The sequence below is a fragment of the Acuticoccus yangtzensis genome, from assembly GCF_001927245.1.
GTDB lineage: Bacteria > Pseudomonadota > Alphaproteobacteria > Rhizobiales > Amorphaceae > Acuticoccus > Acuticoccus yangtzensis.
Map to the genome: position 1 here is coordinate 298,358 of NZ_MJUX01000003.1, position 18,007 is coordinate 316,364.

15 protein-coding genes are annotated in these 18,007 nt (G+C 68.3%); 9 read left to right on the plus strand and 6 right to left on the minus strand.

What is annotated here, in order from left to right; genetic code table 11:
* Positions 1-2 precede the first annotated feature (2 nt).
* The 4 genes from cobN to BIX52_RS10635 form a co-directional block, all read right to left on the minus strand.
* The gene (gene cobN, locus BIX52_RS10620) at positions 3-3,695 is read right to left on the minus strand and encodes a cobaltochelatase subunit CobN (protein WP_075221034.1); all 3,693 of its coding nucleotides are present in this window, start codon (positions 3,693-3,695) and stop codon (positions 3-5) included.
* Positions 3,695-4,771 (minus strand): cobalamin biosynthesis protein CobW, encoded by a 1,077-nt coding sequence (gene cobW, locus BIX52_RS10625; protein WP_075221035.1) that lies wholly within the window; start codon positions 4,769-4,771, stop codon positions 3,695-3,697. The genes cobN and cobW overlap by 1 nt, the downstream gene beginning before the upstream one ends.
* Positions 4,772-4,838: 67 nt before the next feature.
* On the minus strand, positions 4,839-6,017 hold the full coding sequence (locus tag BIX52_RS10630; protein ID WP_075221036.1) for an MFS transporter: 1,179 nt from the start codon (positions 6,015-6,017) through the stop codon (positions 4,839-4,841).
* A gap of 123 nt (positions 6,018-6,140) precedes the next feature.
* Complete coding sequence (locus tag BIX52_RS10635; protein WP_075221037.1) at positions 6,141-6,959, minus strand: crotonase/enoyl-CoA hydratase family protein; 819 nt, start codon at positions 6,957-6,959, stop codon at positions 6,141-6,143.
* Between the two features lie 470 nt (positions 6,960-7,429).
* Between BIX52_RS10635 and BIX52_RS10640 the strand changes: the two genes are divergently transcribed.
* The 4 genes from BIX52_RS10640 to rnd are packed head-to-tail and all read left to right on the plus strand — an operon-like array spanning position 7,430 to position 13,348.
* Complete coding sequence (locus BIX52_RS10640) at positions 7,430-9,205, plus strand: N-acetylglutaminylglutamine amidotransferase (RefSeq protein WP_075221038.1); 1,776 nt, start codon at positions 7,430-7,432, stop codon at positions 9,203-9,205.
* Between the two features lie 8 nt (positions 9,206-9,213).
* Positions 9,214-10,974, plus strand: coding sequence for an N-acetylglutaminylglutamine synthetase (gene ngg / locus BIX52_RS10645; protein ID WP_083660162.1), 1,761 nt, complete (start codon positions 9,214-9,216; stop codon positions 10,972-10,974).
* Positions 10,962-12,113, plus strand: coding sequence for an osmoprotectant NAGGN system M42 family peptidase (locus tag BIX52_RS10650; RefSeq protein WP_075221040.1), 1,152 nt, complete (start codon positions 10,962-10,964; stop codon positions 12,111-12,113). Before ngg ends, BIX52_RS10650 begins: the two co-directional genes overlap by 13 nt.
* Entirely contained in the window at positions 12,113-13,348 is a 1,236-nt protein-coding gene (gene rnd, locus BIX52_RS10655) for a ribonuclease D (protein ID WP_075221041.1), read from the plus strand. The genes BIX52_RS10650 and rnd overlap by 1 nt, the downstream gene beginning before the upstream one ends.
* 76 nt (positions 13,349-13,424) lie before the next feature.
* Here rnd and gpt read toward each other — a convergent pair whose 3' ends face one another.
* Together gpt and BIX52_RS10665 are read right to left on the minus strand one after the other, a co-directional pair.
* The gene (gene gpt, locus BIX52_RS10660) at positions 13,425-13,922 is read right to left on the minus strand and encodes a xanthine phosphoribosyltransferase (protein ID WP_075221042.1); all 498 of its coding nucleotides are present in this window, start codon (positions 13,920-13,922) and stop codon (positions 13,425-13,427) included.
* 32 nt (positions 13,923-13,954) lie between these two features.
* Positions 13,955-14,356: a hypothetical protein gene (locus BIX52_RS10665; protein ID WP_075221043.1), complete on the minus strand. Its 402-nt coding sequence runs from the start codon at positions 14,354-14,356 to the stop codon at positions 13,955-13,957.
* A gap of 73 nt (positions 14,357-14,429) precedes the next feature.
* Here BIX52_RS10665 and BIX52_RS10670 point away from each other — a divergent pair, with 73 nt between their 5' ends.
* From BIX52_RS10670 to BIX52_RS10690, 5 genes are all read left to right on the plus strand, one after another.
* Positions 14,430-15,200, plus strand: a complete 771-nt coding sequence (locus tag BIX52_RS10670; protein ID WP_108676529.1) for a peptidoglycan-binding domain-containing protein — start codon at positions 14,430-14,432, stop codon at positions 15,198-15,200.
* 57 nt (positions 15,201-15,257) lie between these two features.
* A complete protein-coding gene (locus BIX52_RS10675) occupies positions 15,258-15,563 on the plus strand; it encodes a DUF1491 family protein (RefSeq protein WP_157956244.1) in 306 nt (101 codons plus the stop codon).
* On the plus strand, positions 15,547-16,002 hold the full coding sequence (locus tag BIX52_RS10680) for a YcgN family cysteine cluster protein (protein ID WP_108676530.1): 456 nt from the start codon (positions 15,547-15,549) through the stop codon (positions 16,000-16,002). Before BIX52_RS10675 ends, BIX52_RS10680 begins: the two co-directional genes overlap by 17 nt.
* 277 nt (positions 16,003-16,279) lie before the next feature.
* Positions 16,280-16,588: a hypothetical protein gene (locus tag BIX52_RS10685; RefSeq protein ID WP_075221047.1), complete on the plus strand. Its 309-nt coding sequence runs from the start codon at positions 16,280-16,282 to the stop codon at positions 16,586-16,588.
* A 74-nt stretch (positions 16,589-16,662) separates the two neighbouring features.
* The gene (locus BIX52_RS10690) at positions 16,663-17,979 is read left to right on the plus strand and encodes a DNA-packaging protein (RefSeq protein WP_108676546.1); all 1,317 of its coding nucleotides are present in this window, start codon (positions 16,663-16,665) and stop codon (positions 17,977-17,979) included.
* The last annotated feature ends 28 nt before the right edge of the window (positions 17,980-18,007 follow it).

Below are 18,007 nucleotides of genomic sequence, written 5' to 3' on the forward strand. Positions count from 1 at the left end.
GATCAGGCGGCGCCGAGGGTGGCGGTGACGCTGTTGGAGCGGGGGTGCCACAGGTCGCGGCGGATGGCTTCGGCGAAGCGCGCCGTCATGTCGGCCCAGGCGGCGGGGTTGTTGTCTTTCATGAAGGCGGCGGTGGCTTCGTCGGCGACGAAGGCGTCGTAGGCGGCGTCGAAGTGGTGGTCCTTCACGGCGCCGGTGGTGGCGGCGAAGGCGAACATGTAGTCGACAGTCGCGGCGATCTCGAACGCGCCCTTGTAGCCGTGGCGCATGACGCCGGCGATCCATTTGGGGTTGGTGACGCGGCCGCGCACGGTGCGGGCGATTTCTTCTTCCAGTGTGCGCACGACGGGGCGTTCGGGGCGCGAATGGTCGTTGTGATAGGCGGCCGGGCGCTCTCCGCGCGCGCGGTGGACGGCGGCGGTGAGGCCGCCCTCGAACTGGTAGTAGTCGTCGGAATCGAGGAGGTCGTGCTCGCGGTTATCCTGGTTGTGAAGGACGGCGTCGATGGTGGACAGGCGCGTGTCGAGCGCGTCGCGGTCGGGTGTGCCGGTGGCCTTGGCTCCGTAGGCGTAGGCGGACCAGACGGTGAAGGCTTCCGCGAGATCGTCGCGGTGGGTCCAGCCGCCTTCGTCGATGAGGGCCTGGAGGCCGGCCCCGTAGGCGCCGGGTTTGGCGCCGAAGATGCGGTGACCGGCGCGTGTGGCGGCCTCGCCGGGTGCGGTGCCTGAGGCGACGAGGGCGGCGGCCTCGGCGGACATGCGCGCGGCGATGGGGTTTTCGGCGGGGTCCTCGTCGAGGGCGCCGATGGCGCGGATGGCACGGTCGACGAGGGCGATCTGGTCGGGGAAGGCGTCGCGGAAGAAGCCTGAGATGCGCAGGGTGACGTCGATCCGCGGGCGGCCGAGGACGGCGAGCGGCGTGATCTCGTAGCCGGTGACGCGGCGGGAGGCGGGGTCCCAGGTGGGCTTCGCGCCGATGAGGGCGAGGGCCTGGGCGATGTCGTCGCCGCCCGTCCTCATATTGGCGGTGCCCCAGCAGGAGAGGGCGACGGAGGACGGCCAGTCGCCGTGGTCCTGCAGGTGGCGGGTGAGGACGAGTTCGGCGGAGCGGCGGCCGATCTCCCAGGCGGCAGGGGTCGGCACGGCGCGGCTGTCGACGGAATAGAAGTTGCGGCCTGTGGGGAGCACGTCGGGCCGGCCGCGTGAGGGGGCGCCGGAGGGGCCGGGGGGGACGAACCGGCCGTCGAGGGCGGTGAGGACGCCGGTGATCTCGGCGGGGCCGCAAGCGTCGATGGCGGGGGCGATGTGGTCCGTGACGGTGGCGAGGACGGCGCGGGTGGCAGTCCATTCGGGCGGACAGGGTTCGCCGTCGATGAGGCGGGCGGCGAGGTCTTCGAGGCGTTCGACGGTGTCGCCGTGGGTGCGCCAGGGGTCGGGGCCTGTGAGGGCATCCGGGCGCGGGCCGGTCCAGGGGGCGGCCATGGCGCAGTCGAGCGGGTCGAAGGCGAGCGACAGGTCGGCGGCGAGGGCGCGGGTGAGTGAGGCGTCGCCGGGCGCCTCGCCGCGTGGCGGGCGGGCGAGGGCGGCGATGAGGTCGCGCCGCAGCCGTCCGGTCGGGGACTGGCCGAAGATGTGGAGGCCGTCGCGGATTTGAAGTTCTTTCAGCTCGCACAGCCAGGCGTCGAGGCGTTCGAGGGCGTCGGCCTCGGGGAGGCCCGCAAGGCCGATGTCGGCGGCGAGGCCGGAGGAGGCGGCGAGGTCGAGGATCTCGCGCGAGAGGTGGCGGGTGCGGCGGGGGTCGCTGCCGGAGGCGTCGTAGTACTCGTCTACCAGCGCTTCGAGGTCGCGCATGGGGCCGTGGCTTTCGGCGCGGGTGAGGGGCGGTGTGAGGTGGTCGACGATGACCGCCTGGTTGCGGCGCTTGGCCTGCGCGCCCTCGCCGGGATCGTTGACGATGAAGGGATAGATGTGGGGGAGCGGGCCGAAGACGGCCTCGGGGAAGCATTCGTCCGAGAGGGCGAGGGCTTTGCCGGGGAGCCATTCGAGGTTGCCGTGCTTGCCCATGTGGATGACGGCGTGCGCCTCGCGCCGGAGCGCGATGTAGAAGGCGAGGTAGCCATGTGGGGGCACGAGGTCCGGAGAGTGGTAGGTCTCCTTGGGGTCGATGTTGTAGCCGCGCGCGGGCTGGATGCCGACGAGGATGTGGCCGAGCCGGGTGAGGGGAAGCGCGAAGGCGCCCGCGGTGAAGAAGGGGTCCGTCTCGGGCGTACCCCAGCGGGCGGTGACGGCGTCCCGCACCGCTGCGGGGAGGGCGGCGAAGGCGGCGGCGTAGTCGGCCAGGGAGAGCGTGAGTTCGGCCGGGTTGCCGGGGTGGGCGTTGGTGGGGCCGGCGAGGAGGCGGGTGACGAGGGCGTTGCCGTCCGCCGGAAGGTCGCCGGTGGTATAGCCGGCGGCGTGGAGGGCCTGGAGGAGCGTGACGGTGCCGGCGGGAGTGTCGAGGCCGACGCCATTGGCGATGCGCCCATCGCGGTTCGGGTAGTTGGCGAGGACGATGGCGAGGTGGCGGTCGGCGGGTGTCGTCGAGGGGAGCGTCGCCCACCGGCGGGCGAGTTCGGCGACGAAGCGGACGCGGGCGGGATCGGCCTCGGAGCGGACGATGTTGGCTTCGGTCGCCGCGTCCCAGCGGGCGACGGACTTGAAGGCGGCGGCGCGGGTGATGATGCGCCCGTCCACCTCCGGGAGGGCGACGTTCATGGCGAGGTCGCGAGCGGTGAGGCCTTGGGTGGAGGCGGACCAGGCCTCGCGGGTTGAGCCGGAGAGGATGACCTGGAAGACGGGCGCGCCGGTTTCGTCGAGCACGGTGCCGCTGCCGGAGCCGGGGGTGCTGGCTGCGAAGGCGGTGGTGTTGAGGGTGAGGGCGGGCGGCGCGGCGGCGAAGATCTCGCGCAGGACGGCCTGTGAGGCGGGGGCCTTGAGGCTGGCGGCGAAGACCGGGAGAGGGTTGAGGCCCTCTGCGATGAGGGCGGCCGCGAGAGCGTCGACCGGGCCGGTTTGGCCGGACTGGACGAGGGCGCGGTAGAAGCTGATGGCGGCGACGGGGGCGCCGGGCGTCCATGTGGCGGCGAGGCCGTCGAGGGTGCCGATGCCGTGGCCGGGGTGCCAGACGCCGGCCTCGGGGAGGGGCGAGGGCGGGCCGGGGCGGTCTGAGCCATCCAGGATGGCGGCGCAGCGGGTGAGGAAGCGGGCGGCGTTGTCGGCCCCGCCTTCGACGAGGTCGGCCCAAAGGGCTGCGGCGTCGGCGGGGGGAAGGGTGGAGAGGGCGGCGAGTTCGGGGTCGGGCCGCGCGTCACCCGGGAGGGCGGCGAAGAGGATACCGTGGTGGCGGGCGGCGGCGTGCAGCGCGTCGAGCCCGTAGGGGAAGTAGCCGCGGCCGCCGAGGACGCGGGCCACGATGAGCCGCGCGTGGCGTCCCGTGGCGGCGATCCATTGATCGACGCTCATGGGGTGGGCGAGGCGCATCTGGTTGACGAGGCGCAGCGTGGGCGCGCCGGGGGGGCGGGCGGACTGGGCCGCCGCGAGGGTCGCGAGTTCGGTGTCGGCGGCGGAGAGGACGCAGATGTCGCCCGGCGTTTGGCCGAGGTCGATCGCTTCGCCCTCGTCGGCGATGGTTCCGCGCTGCGCGAGGAGGAGGTGCATCAGGCGGGTGCGGTCTCTGGCGTGGCTGCGCCCGATGTCGCTGCAGTGGTGATGGCGGCGCGGACGGCGGCTTCGTCGATGTCGTGCTCGGCGATGACGACGAGGCGGGTGGCGCGCTCGCCGGGCTGCCAGAGGCGGTCGAAGCCGGAGTTCAGGCGCTGGCCGACGCCTTGGACGACGAGGCGCATCGGTTTGCCCGGCACGTCGATGAAGCCTTTGAGGCGCAGGATGGTGTGGTCGGCGATGACGGTTTTGAGGGCGGCGACGAAGGCTTCGGGCGCGGCGATGGCCGGAGCGTCGACGACGAAGGAGTGGAAGTCGTCGTGGTCGTGGGGCTCGCCGTCTTCGTGCTCGCGTTCGTGGTGGGACTTGCGCGAGGCGATGAGGGTTTCCGTGGCGGCGCCGAGGCCGAGGAGGACGTCCGGCGGGAGGTTTCCATGGGGGGCGGCGACGTGGGGCGCCTTGGTGGCGTGGTCGACGGCGTGTTTCACAGCGTCGAGGGCGGCGGCGTCGAGGGTTTCGACCTTGTTGAGGACGACGAGGTCGGCTGCGCAAAGCTGGTCCTCGAAGAGTTCTTCCAGCGGCGATTCGTGGTCGAGGGAGGGGTCGGCGGCGCGCTGGGCGTCGACGGCGGCGGGGTCGTGCGCGAACTGGCCGGCGGCGACGGCGGCGGCGTCCACCACGGTGACGACACCGTCGACGGTGACGCGTTCGGTGATGCCGGGCCAGTTGAAGGCCTGGACGAGCGGCTGGGGCAGAGCGAGGCCGGACGTTTCGATGACGATGTGATCGGGCGCCTGGGGCCGGTCGAGAAGGGCGGTCATCGTGGGGATGAAGTCGTCGGCGACGGTGCAGCAGATGCAGCCGTTGGTGAGCTCGATGACGTCGTCGTCGGCGCAGCTTTCGATGCCGCAGCCTTTCAGCACCTCACCGTCGACGCCGAGGTCGCCGAATTCGTTGATGATGAGGGCGATACGGCGGCCGTCGGCGTTGAGGAGAAGATTGCGGATGAGGGTTGTCTTACCGGCGCCGAGGAAGCCGGTGATGACGGTCGCGGGGATCTTCTCGGTACGCACGGGCGGTGTCCTTCGTTGGCCGTGCGTACCTATTTCATGGGTGTGACGCGATGGGAAGGCGGGGGCGTCAGCCGGTCGCTGCGGTGGTGGCGGTGCGGCTGTCGCTCCGGCCCGCCTTCGCGAGAAGAACCAAGGCGATTCCGGCGAGGGTGAACACGGATGCCGCGATGGGGATCGCGGCGTAGCCGAGGCCGGCCGAAAGGACGGCGCCGCCGGCGGCCGCGCCGATGGCATTGCCGAGATTGAAGGCGCCGATGTTGATCGACGAGGCGAGACCGGGGGCCTCGGCGGCTGTGGTCATGACGCGCATCTGAACCGGCGGGACGGTACCGAAGGCGCCGATGCCGAAGAGGAAGAGCCAGAGGGCGGCCATGGCAGGCGTCGTGGCGACGAGCGGGAAGGTGAGGAGGACGGCGGCGGTGAAGGCGAGGAAGCCGACGAGGGTGCCGTCGACCGAGCGGTCGGCGAGCTTTCCGGAGAGGTGGGAGCCGACGGTGAAGCCGACGCCGATGAGGACGAGGCCGACGGTGACGAAGCCTTCGCTGGCATCGGCGAGGGTCATCACGGTGGGGGTGACGTAGGTGTAGAGGGCGAACATCGCCGAGGCGCCGACGACCGTGGTGGCGAGAGCGTTGAGGACGGCGGGACGGGTGAGGACGGCGAGTTCGGCGCGCACGTCGGGCATGGCGCCGGGGGCACCGCGCGGCAGGGCGAGGGCGAGGGAAGCCATGGAGGCGAGGCCGAGGAGGGCGATGGCGGCGAATGTGGCGCGCCAGCCGATGGCGTTGCCGAGGGCGGTGGCGAGGGGCACGCCGCCGATGTTGGCGACGGTGAGGCCGAGGAACATGGTGGCGATCGCGCTGCCGGCTTTGTCGGCGGGGACGACTTTGGTGGCGAGCACTGCGCCGAGGCCGAAGAAGGCGCCGTGGTTGAAGCTGGTGACGATGCGCGCGCCCATGAGGGTCCAGAAATCGGGCGCGGCGGCGGAGAGGATGTTACCGACGGTGAAGATCGCCATGAGGGAGATGAGGGCGGTTTTGGTGCGAAGGCGGGTGAGGGCGAGCGTCATGACCGGCGCGCCAACCATGACGCCGACGGCGTAGGCGGTGACGAGCATGCCGGCGGTGGGGATCGTGACGTCGACACCGGCGGCGATCGTGGGCAGCAGGCCCATGGGTGTGAACTCGGTGGTTCCGATGCTGAAGGCGCCGACGGCGAGCGCCAGGAGGGTCCAATTGGGCTTCATGGTGGGCTCCGCGCGCCGGAATTGGCGCGGGGTGCAAAATGGGGGCGCGGCAGATTCGTGCTACGCCACTTAATGCATGGCTGCGTCCATTGTGTGTGGTGGCACCTATTTGTCGGGCGTCTCTCAGCGGCCGGTGAAGGTGGGTTTGCGTTTGGTAAGCATGGCGGCGACGGCCTCGGTGTGGTCGGCGGTGGCGTGGGCGAGGGCCTGGCTGGCGGCCGACATGTCGAGGCAGGCGGAGAGGCTGACCTGGCCGGCCTGGCGCAGGAGCCGTTTGGTCATGCGCACGACGTGGGGCGGATTGGCGGTGATGCGGGCGGCGAGGGCGCGGGCTTCGTCCATGAGCCGATCGGCGGGGACGACGCGGGAGACGAGGCCGCAGGAGAGGGCTTCGGCGGCGTCGATGGCGTCGCCGGTGAGGGCCATTTCGCAGGCTTTGGAGAAGCCGACGACGCGCGGAAGAAGCCACGCGCCGCCGTCGCCGGGGATGATGCCGACTTTGACGAAGCTTTCGGCGAAGCGGGCGGTCTCGGAGGCGATTCTGAGGTCGCACATGAGGGTGAGGTCGCAACCTGCGCCGATGGCGGGGCCGTTGACGGCGGCGATGACGGGCACCTCCAGCGCCTCCATGGCGAGGGGGATGCGCTGGATGCCGGTGCGGTAGTTGCGGCGGGTTTGGGCGGGAAGGTCGTCGGCGAGGCCGCCGGGGCCTGACATGGTCTTGAGGTTGCCGCCGGAGGAGAAGGCTGATCCGGCGCCGGTGAGGATGACGCAGCGGATGGTGATGTCGCGGTCGGCCTCGTCGAGTGCGGCGAGGAGGGCGTCGATCATCGGAAGGTCAGAGATGGCGTTGCGCGTGTCGGGCCGGTTGAGGGTGATAGTGGCGATGCCGTCGTCGCTGCGGGCGAAGAGGACGGGGTCGGACGGGGCGTGATCGGACACGGGGCGGTTCCTCCGGGTGGCGGGCCGGTCGATGGAGCTGGCCGCCGGGTGGCTCGGGTGCTGCGGGATGGCGGTACAGGACTTTGCCGGTGGTGGCGAACGTCAGCCGGGGGAGTGGATCCGGCGAGGGTCCGGGGCGACACGGCGGGGCGATTAGGCCGCGCGATGCCGGGGGCGCCGCGGCGGGTGTCGCGGACGGATGAGGCCGGAGGGCGGTGACGTGATTGCGCAGCGTGGACATGAAGCCGGAGAGACGTCCGCGGTGCGACCTCGACATTTCAGGTCCGATCCGTGAGGATCTTCGAGAGATCGTGGGCCGGCGACGGCTGATGTCTCTCGAAGATATAGGGACGATGACTGAGGTCGGCGCGACTGAAGCGGGCCCTTTAGCGCAGGTTCTGTTTCACGCAACCCTATCTTTCTGAGGCATGTTCACCTAGTTAGCGTCCCGAACAGGGAATGATCGCTTCATGTGTGGCATCTGCGGAGAAGTGCGGTTCGACGGTCAGTCGGCCTCGGTTCCGGCGGTGATCAAGATGGCGGACGCGATGGCCCCTCGGGGGCCGGATGGCGCCGGCATATTGGCCCGTGACAGGTTTGCGTTCGGGCATCGGCGGCTGACGATCATCGACCTATCGGTGCGTTCGGCGCAGCCGATGACGGACCCGGAGCTGGGTCTGTCGATCGTCTTCAACGGCTGCATTTACAACTACCCGGAGCTGAGGGCCGAGCTGGAGGGAAAGGGCTATCGCTTCTTCTCGTCCGGTGACACGGAGGTGATCCTCAAGGCCTATCACGCTTGGGGCACCGAGTGCGTGAAGCGCTTCCACGGCATGTTCGCCTTCGTGATCCATGAGCGCGACTCCCAGCGCGTGGTGATGGGGCGCGACAGGTTCGGCATCAAGCCGTTCTATTATGCCGAAGGGCATAAGAGGATCAGGTTCGCATCGTCGCTGCAGGCGCTGTTGGCGGCGGGTGACGTCGACACGTCGATCGATCCGGTGGCGCTCAACCATTATATGTCGTTTCACGCGGTGGTGCCGCCGCCGCGTACGATTTTGAACGGGGTGCGCAAGCTGCCGCCGGCGACGGTGCGTGTGGTGGAGCCGGACGGGACGTCGAAGGACACCGTTTATTGGCGCGTGGATTATGGGCGATCGGCCGACGACCTGAAGGTGTCGGGCGAGGAGTGGCGCGACCGGGTGATGGCGGCGCTGAAGCTGGCGGTGGACCGGCGCATGGTGGCGGATGTTCCGGTGGGCGTCCTCTTGTCGGGCGGCGTGGACTCTTCGGTGATCGTGGCGCTGTTGGCTCAGGCGGGGCAGAAGGATCTGAAGACCTTCTCCATCGGCTTTGAGGATGCGCACGGCGAGGTCGGCAACGAGTTCGAGTTTTCCGACATCATCGCCAAGCGGTTCGCGACGGATCATCACCGGATCCACGTGTCGTCGCGCGAGATGATCGAGGAGTTGCCGAACGCGGTGAACGCGATGCCGGAGCCGATGGTGTCGTACGACAATATCGGTTTCTTCCTGCTGTCGCGGGAGGTGGCGAAGTCGATCAAGGTCGTGCAGTCCGGCCAGGGGGCGGACGAGATCTTCGGCGGCTACCATTGGTATCCGCCGATGGCGTCGGCGAACGATCCGCTGGCGGCGTACTCCAAGGCCTTCTTCGACCGAGATTATGCGCGGATGAAGGCGGAGATCTCGGCGCCTTATCTGGCGGATCATGATGCGGCGCTGGACTTCGTGCGCGAGCAGTTCGCCATTCCGGGCGCGGACGATCCGGTCGACAAGGCACTCAGGATCGACTCGACGGTGATGCTGGTGGACGACCCGGTGAAGCGGGTGGACGCGATGACGATGGCCTGGGGGCTGGAGGCGCGCGTTCCGTTCCTGGATCACGAGCTGTGTGAGCTGGCGGCGCGGATTCCGCCGGAGCACAAGCTGAAGGAGAACGGCAAGGGCGTTTTGAAGGACGTGGCGCGGCAACTTGTGCCGCATGAGATCATTGACCGGAAGAAGGGATATTTCCCTGTACCGGCACTGAAATATATTTCGGATCCGGTGAAGGAGATGGTCGAGGACGTGTTGGGCGCTTCGGCCGCGAAGACGCGCGGGTTGTTCAACCCGGCGTATTTGGACAAGCTGCTGGCTGATCCCCCGGCGCACATTACGCCGCTGCGGGGGTCGGAATTGTGGCAGGTTGCGCTCCTTGAGATGTGGTTGCAGTCCCATCGGATTTGAGGGGTGTCATGTCCGAAGTTGCTGACGCTGTGACAAACGACGACGCAAAAGAGGCTGTGCCGCGGACGGCGGAGACGACCAACGTTTCGCTCGATTGCGGCTGGGGCACGCTGCATTTCGCGGACACTTACGAGTCCGCGAGCGTGCTGGCGGACGCCATGCGCGACGAGGGTCCGGGGCGGCGGGACATCGCCTTCTACGTGGAAGAGCCGCATGTGATGCTGTCGGCGGCGCCGCTGGAGCTTTTCCTGGACCCGAGCCATGCCTTCCGGCTGGAGCTTTCCACCTATCAGCCGTCGGACCGCAAGCCCGAGGGCTATGTCGTGCGCAGGGTGGCGAACGAGGAGGATGCGGAGGCGGTCAACCGGATCTATTCGGCACGCGGTATGGTGCCGGTGCGGCCGGATTTCTTCTGGCGCCGCCGCGATTCCAGGGCGTTCACCTATCTGGTGGCCGAGGACGAGGTGACGGGCGCGATCATCGGCACCGTTACCGGGATCGACCATGCGCGGGCGTTCGGCGACAAGCGGATGGGAACGTCGCTGTGGTGTCTGGCGGTGGACCCGCAGACGCGCTGCTCGGGCGTCGGTGAGGCGTTGGTGCGGCGGCTGGCGGAGATCTTCAAGGAGCGCGGGTGTGCGACGTTGGATCTGTCGGTGCTGCACGACAACGACTTGGCGATCCAGCTTTATGAGAAGCTGGGGTTCGAGCGGCTGCAGGTTTATACGCTGAAGCGGAAGAACCCCATCAACGAGCGGCTGTTCGCGGGACCTGCGCCCGAGGTGGATTTGAACCCTTATGCGCGGATCATCGTCGAAGAGGCGCGGCGGCGGGGCATCGACGTCGAGCTGATTTCGGCCGAGCACGGTTATTTCCGGCTGACCTATGGCGGTCGGTCGATCAAGTGCCGCGAGTCGCTGTCGGAGATGACGAGCGCGGTCGCCATGTCGATTTGTGACGACAAGGCGGTGACGCGCAAGATCGTCGAAGCGGCGGGCGTGGACGTGCCGGACGAGATCGAGGCGGCATCCGCGGACGACGTGCGGGCCTTTTTCGAGACGCACGAGAAGATCGTGATCAAGCCGGCGCGCGGCGAGCAGGGGCGCGGGATCGCGGTCGGTCTGACGAAGGACGACGACATCGACGGCGCGTTCGCACGGGCGCGCGAGGTGTGCGAGCGCGTTCTCGTCGAAGAATTTTGCGAGGGTGACGATCTGCGGCTTGTGGTGATCGACCACCGGGTCGTGGCGGCGGCGGTGCGCCGGGCGGCGCGAATCTATGGCGACGGCCATTCGACGGCGCGGGAGCTGATCCAGAAGCAGAGCCGGCGGCGGGCGGCGGCGACGGGCGGAGAGGCGAACATTCCGATGGACGCCGAGACCGAGCGGTGCCTGCGCCTGGAGGGCTTCACGATGGCCGACGTGCCCGAGGAGGGGCGCGAGATCCAGGTGAGGCGCACGGCGAACCTCCACACGGGAGGCACGATCCACGACGTGACGGACCATGTGCATCCGACTTTGGTCGATGCGGCGGTGCGCATTTCGCGGGCCGTGGACATCCCCGTGGTGGGTGTGGACTTGCTGGTGCCCTCGCATTTGGGCGCGAAATATAAGTTCATCGAGGCGAACGAGCGGCCGGGGCTGGCAAATCATGAGCCGCAACCCACTGCCGAGCGCTTCATTGATCTGCTATTCCCGCAGTCGATTCCGCATGCGGCACGCCAGGCGTCCCGCCAAACGCTCGACACGGGGGAACAGTGTCCCGACTGACGATTGATACCGTCTATCTGAAGGATACGCTGGCTGAGTTGCTGTCGATCGCCTCACCGACGGGGTATACGGATACCATCGTGCGTGCGGCGGTGGGGGAGCTTCGGCGGCTGGGGCTGGAGATGGAGATCACCCGGCGCGGTGCGATCCGGGCGCGACTTCCGGGCAAGAGCCCGCTGGGCGCGCGGGCGATGATCGCGCATCTGGACACGCTGGGCGCGCAGGTGAAGATGTTGAAGCCGAACGGGCGTCTGGAAGTGACGCCCGTGGGCAACTGGTCGGCGCGCTTCGCCGAAGGGGCGCGCACGACGATTTTCACCGACAAGGGCGCGTATCGCGGGACGATTCTGCCTTTGAAGGCATCGGGCCACACCTTCAACGAGGAGGTGGATACGCAGCCGGTGGCGTGGTCGAACGTCGAGCTTCGGGTCGATGCAATCGTGAAGGATCAGTATGATCTTGAGCGGCTCGGCTTTGCGGTGGGCGATCTCATCGCGATCGACCCGATGCCGGAGTTCACCGACAACGATTTCATCGTCTCGCGTCATCTCGACGACAAGGCGGGCGTGGCGGTTCTGTTTGCGACGATGGATGCGCTGGTGCGGGCCAAGGCCGAGCTGCCGGTGGATCTTTTCTTCATTTTTTCGATCGCCGAGGAGATTGGCATCGGCGGTGCATCGGTGCTGACGGACGACATTGCGTCGTTGATCACCATCGACAATGGCACGACGGCGCCGGGACAGAATTCGAGCGAGTTCGGTGTGACGATCGGCATGGCCGATCAGGCCGGCCCGTTCGACTGGCATTTGACGCAGAAGCTGGTGAAGCTCTGCGAGGAGAATGATATCCGCTACCAGAAGGATATCTTTAAGTTTTATCGCTCCGATTCGGCGGCCGCGCTGGAAGCGGGGTATGATGTGAGGACGGCGTTGGTGACCTTTGGTGTGGATGCGTCGCATGGATATGAGCGGATTCATATGCATGCGCTGAGGTCGATCGCCGAGCTTCTGACGGCGTATGCGGTCAGCCCGGTGGAGATCGGGCGCGACCGAGAGATGATGGGCTCCATTGCCGGCTTCCCGACGCAGCCGATGGAAGATGCCGATGTGTTTCCGCGTCCCGTGAAGCCGCAGGTCTAGTGGAGACGATCACAACAACCGATGCGCTCGCCGCGTTATGCGAGCGCTTGTCCGCGGCGCCGTTCGTGACCGTGGACACCGAGTTTTTGCGCGAGACGACGTTCTGGCCGAAGCTGTGCCTGGTGCAGATCGCGTCGATGGACGAGTCGGCGATCATCGACCCGTTGGCCGAAGGGCTGTCGCTGGAACCCTTGTTCGCGCTGCTGTCGAACCAGGCGGTGATGAAGGTGTTTCATGCTGCGCGGCAGGATGTGGAGATCTTCCACCATCTGTCGGGGCAGGTGCCGTCGCCGCTGTTCGACACGCAGGTGGCCGCGATGGTGTGCGGCTTCGGCGATTCGGTGGCGTACGACCAGATCGTGCAGCGGGTGACGGGCGCGATGGTCGACAAGTCGAGCCGGTTCACGGACTGGTCGGCGCGGCCGCTGACGGAGGCGCAGCTCACCTATGCGATGGCCGACGTGACGCATTTGCGGCACGTTTACATCCATCTGCGCGACACGCTGGCGGAAAAGGGGCGCGAGGACTGGGTGGCGGAGGAGATGGCGCTGCTGGCCTCGCCCGAGACCTACGACCTGAAGCCCGAGGATGCGTGGAGGCGGCTGAAGGCGCGGGCGCGGCAGCCGGTGGAGCTCGCCGTGCTGCAGGAGCTTGCGGCGCTGCGCGAGCGGGAGGCACGGGAGAGGGACGTTCCGCGCAACCGCGTGATGAAGGACGACGCGATCTACGAGCTGGCGTTGCAGCGTCCGCGCAATGCGGCGGCGATGACGAAGCTGAGGGCGGTGCCGAAGGGGTTCGAGCGGTCGCGGCTGGGCCAGGCGGTGCTGACCTTGATCGACGAGGTGATGGGGCGCCCGGCGGATAGCTTGCCGTCGCTGCCGAAGCGCAAGCCGAGCATCGAGGGTGCGAGCTCGGCGGTGGAGTTGATGAAGGTGCTGCTGAAGCTGTCGGCGGAGGCGCACGGTGTGGCGCCGAAGGTGCTGGCGACGGTGGACGACCTCGAGGCGATCGTGTCAGGCCAGGACGCACCGGCATTGTCGGGTTGGAGGCGGGTGGTGTTCGGCGATGCGGCGCTGAAGCTGCGGTCGGGGGAGATCGGCATCGCGTTCGACGGTCGAACGCTGCGGACGATCGAGTGTGAAAGGCCGGTGAACCCGGTTCCGGCGGGGGCGGGGCGCAGCCGGCGGCGCAAGAAGCGCGGCGAGGCTGACGAGGCGGCGCCGGCGGAAAGCTGAGGCGCGGCCTTTGGCGTGATGAGAGCCCGGTTCGGCGGTCCTTGTGAGGGGCGCCGGGCCGGGCTTTTTTCGTGGCTCAGATCGGGCCGCGGATGGGCGGCTGGAAGGAGTAGCCGAGGTCCCAGGGGAAGTAGATCCAGGTGTCCTGGCTGACTTCTGTGACGAATGTGTCGACCTGGGGGCGGCCGCTCGGCTTGGCGTAGACGGTGGCGACGTGGACGCCGGGAAGCTTCTCGCGCACGAGCTGGGCGGTTTTGCCCGTGTCGACGAGGTCGTCGACGATGAGAAGCTTCTTGGGGTCGATGTCGGTCACGTTGGGCGCGACGTCTTTGAGAACCGAGAGGTTTTCGAGCTGTTTGAACTCGCCGTAAGAGACGATGCAGATCGTGTCGATCACCCGCACGCCGAGTTCGCGGGCGACGATGGCGCTGGGGACGAGGCCGCCGCGGGTGATGCAGATGATCGCCTCGAAGGGGCCGTGTCCGTTGAGACGCCAGGCGAGTGCCCGGCAGTCGCGGTGGAACTGGTCCCAGGAGACGGGGAAGGCTTTTTCCGGGAGTTTCTGATCAGACATGGATGGGAGTGGGCCCCGCAACGAAAGGTTTTTCAATAGCTAAAGGATTTCCCGTGTCCTGCGAAGGCCGATTTGCGGTCCTGGGCGGAGGCTGGTGCGTCGCCTGAGAGGGGCGGCGCGATGAGGGTCGTCTGAACTTTGATCGGGGCGGTCAGAGGCTGGGCCGCCGGGGCGAGGGCGCGATCATCGTCGGTGAGGGAATTGGGGTTCTGCGACGGGGCGCCGATGCGGCTGATGAGGGCGAAGAGGGCGCGCCGGGTCTGTTCGGCGAAGAGGGCGCCCTCGGCGCAGGCGTCGGGGCGGCGTTCGCAGAAGGTCATGGCGTCGGCGGCGGCGGCGCGGATGACGGCGCTGACGGGTGACTGGGGCGCGATGACGGGCATGACGGCGGCGATGAGGGCGCAGAGGAGAATGAGCTTGAAGATCAACTTCATGATCTGGCTCCGGTTTTAGGTCCAACGGCGGGACCATAACGGAGCCGGGTAACAGCGCGGTTGGAAACGACAGGTGGATTGCGCCGTGTTGAGTCAGGGGAAGTTTAACATCCTTTTCATTGGTTTGAGGGAGGGTCTTGCCGAGGAGGACGGGGCCCTGCACTTGCCACACCGCATCATGGATTTTCCGCTGGCTGAGATGGCGCATGCGACCGGTGAGACGGCGCGGCGTTTGTATCGGCGCGCGATCCGCCGCAAGGGTGGCGCCGCCGTGGCGCTGGGCTTTGCGATCACCGGTTTCATGGTGGGCGGAAACGCCCTCTGGGATCAGGACGAACGGCATCCGGCGCCGCTGTGGGGCCGGGGCGAGGTGACCTCGATGGCGGCCCACAACGGGTCCGCGCAGAAGGGCGCGCCGCTGGATGTGGCGGCGGTGAGGGATGTGTCCGCGCCGTCTTCGCAGATGGTGGGCGCTGTTCAAGAGGCGCTGCGGGCGAGCGGCTGGTATGATGGACCGGCGGACGGTGTGCTGGACGACGTGACGGTCGAGGCGATCGAGGCGTTCGAGGCGGACCAGGGTTTGCCGGTCACCGGTGAGCCGAGTGTTGGGCTGATGGCGGCGTTGAGCGCGGGTGATCCGTTGCCCCCGGCGGCGCCGCGGACGGACCTCAGCGTTTTGGAGATACAGAGGCGTCTGAATGCCGGCGGGTATGGGCCGCTGGCGGAGGACGGCCGGATGGGACCGAATACGCAGCGGGCGCTGGACTCCTTTGCTATGGACCTCGGCTTGGCGGGTGGGCCGCGCGAGGCGATCATCAGGGCGCTTGCATCCGGCGGGGCCTGACGCCACTTCCCTGCGATGAGTTTCTTGGACAGACCGGCGCCGCGGCTGAGGGCGCAGATGTGGGTTGATGCCTATATCCGTCGTTGCCGCACGGCTGGGGCGTTCGTATCGATCTCGCGCCGGGGTGATGACAGCGCGGGTGCGATTTTCATCGAGTGCTTGCACGGCGATGGCGTGGACCTTTATGGGCCGCGCATGCGCGAGGATGGCGGCCGCGGCTTCGAGCGGATCATGGAAGCGGTTCCGGGGTTTCAGGTGGCGGAGCGGATCGAGCGTGAGGCTCGGTTTGACGGCGACCTGTGGCTGGTGACGGTCGAGGACCGCGAGGGCCGCGTTTTTCTGATGGATGACGAGATTGAGTGAGCCCTTTTGGCGCGTGAAGTCGCTGGAGGAGATGAGCCCGGCGGAGTGGGAATCGCTGTGCGACGGGTGCGGGCGGTGCTGTCTCAACAAGCTGGAAGACTGGGACACGGGCGAGATCGCGTGGACGAACGTGGCGTGCACGCTGCTGGACCACGGAACGTGCCGGTGCCGGTCGTACGAGAACCGGGCGGAGATCGTGCCTGATTGCGTGCAGCTGACGCCGGAGGAGGTGCGCAAGATCACCTGGTTGCCGCGCTCGTGTGCCTACCGTCTGGTTGCAGAGGGGCGGGATTTGTTTTGGTGGCATCCGCTGATTTCGGGCCGTGCGGAGAGTGTGCACGAGGCCGGGATTTCGGTGCGGGGCAGGGTGGTGAGCGAGGATGACGTTCCGGTGGAGCGCTATGAAGAGCACCTTGCAGAATGGCCCGAGAAAATTTGAGCGAGCGGCACTGAAACTATAGGTTGACAGCGTCGCGATGATCACGTAGAGATGTGACACAGTCGCAGAGTTGGGCCGCATGGGCGGGTGCCCGATGGTCGGGAGCGGGACCTGAACGCGCCCATGCGGGTGCGGCGCTGCTGAAGTTGAGCGGTGCGGCGGCTGAGTGTTTTGAGTAGCGCCTTGAGGCGCGTCGCGGTTGGGCGGCGCGCCTTTTTTCTTGTGCGGGTTGGCGCGGGAGCGTGGGCCGCAGGGCGCAGTGCGTGGAGATCTCGTGATGGCTGATGAGACGCATGAGGGCCGGGCTGGACGGGCGCGCCTCGTGGAACGGTTGTTCCATGCCTTGTCGCGGCAATTGAAAGAGGTCGAGGACCGGGCGGTCGAGGCCGGGTCGGACCTGATCAAGGACAACAAGGTGCTGGCGGAGATCGCCAAGACGATGGAGACGCTGCTGAGCTTGGACCGCAAGCTGGCGGGAGACGAGGGCGAGAAGGGGCTGGTGGATCTCGACCGGCTGCGGGCGGACCTGGTGGAGAGGTTGAACAGGCTGGTGCCGGGGCGCCGCCAGCCGCCGGCGACTGAGTGACGGGCGCGGCGGGGGGCGGGGCGGCTGCGGACCGGTCGTCGGGCGAGGGTTCGGCGGGGGCGCTGCGGGAGGCGTTGAGGGCGTGCCTGGAGAACGAGGGCACGCTTGATGCGTTTCTGGCGGAGTTGCCTGCGGAGGCGGCGGAGGCGCTCCTCGGCGACTGGGCGGTGTGGGCGCGCGAGGCGCAGTTGCCGCCGGATGGTGATTGGACGACGTGGCTGATCCTGGGCGGGCGCGGTGCGGGTAAGACGCGCGCGGGCGCCGAGTGGGTGAGGGGGGTCGTGATGGGGCGGGCGCCGTTCGCGGTGGAGCCGGCGGGGCGGATCGCCCTAGTCGGCGAGACCTTTGCGGATGCGCGCGAGGTGATGGTGGAGGGCGTTTCGGGCCTATTGGCGATTGCGCCGCGGCGGGAGCGTCCGCTGTGGCAGCCGTCGCGGAGGCGGCTGGAGTGGCCGAATGGCGCGGTGGCGCAGCTCTTTTCGGCGGCGGATCCGGAGAGTTTGCGCGGGCCGCAGTTCGATGCGGCGTGGGCGGACGAGTTGGCGAAGTGGCCGCAGGCCGAGGCGACGTGGGACATGCTGCAGTTCGGGCTGCGGCTGGGGGCGAGGCCGCGCCAGGTGGTGACGACGACACCACGGGCGGTGCCGCTGCTTAAGGCGCTGCTGGCCGATGGGCGCACGGCGGTGTCCCGCATGGCGTCGGCCGAGAACACGGCCAATCTGGCGCCGGGATTTCTGGCGGCGGTGGTGGAGCGGTACCAGGGCACGCGGCTTGGGCGGCAGGAGCTGGACGGCGAGCTGATCGAGGACCGGGATGACGCCTTGTGGAAGCGGGCGCAGATGGACCGGGACCGCGTGAAGGAGGCGCCAGAGCTGGTGCGGGTGGTTGTGGCGGTGGATCCGCCGGCGACGAGCCATGCGAAGTCGGATGCGTGCGGGATCGTGGCGGTGGGGCTTGGGACGGACGGGCGCGGCTATGTGCTGAGCGATCGGACGATGCACCGCGCGTCGCCGCAGGCGTGGGCGGAGCGGGCGGTGGGGCTTTACCACTCGTTGGAAGCCGACAAGCTGGTGGCCGAGGTGAACCAGGGCGGCGAGATGGTGGCGACGGTGGTGGCGCAGGTCGACCCGTCGGTGCCGGTCACGCCGGTGCGGGCGACCCGCGGCAAGTGGCTGAGGGCCGAGCCGGTGGCGCAGCTTTATGAGCAGGGCCGGGTAAGCCATGTGGGCGTGCTGCCGGAGCTCGAGGACCAGATGTGCAATTTCGTTCCGGCGGGGACGTCAGAGGGGGCGTCGCCGGACCGGATCGACGCGCTGGTGTGGGCGCTGACGGCGCTGATGCTGAACGTGGAGGCGCCGGTGTCGGTGCCGCGGGTGAGGCGGCTCGGCTGAGCGGGCCGGCGAGGCTGGATCGGAAACA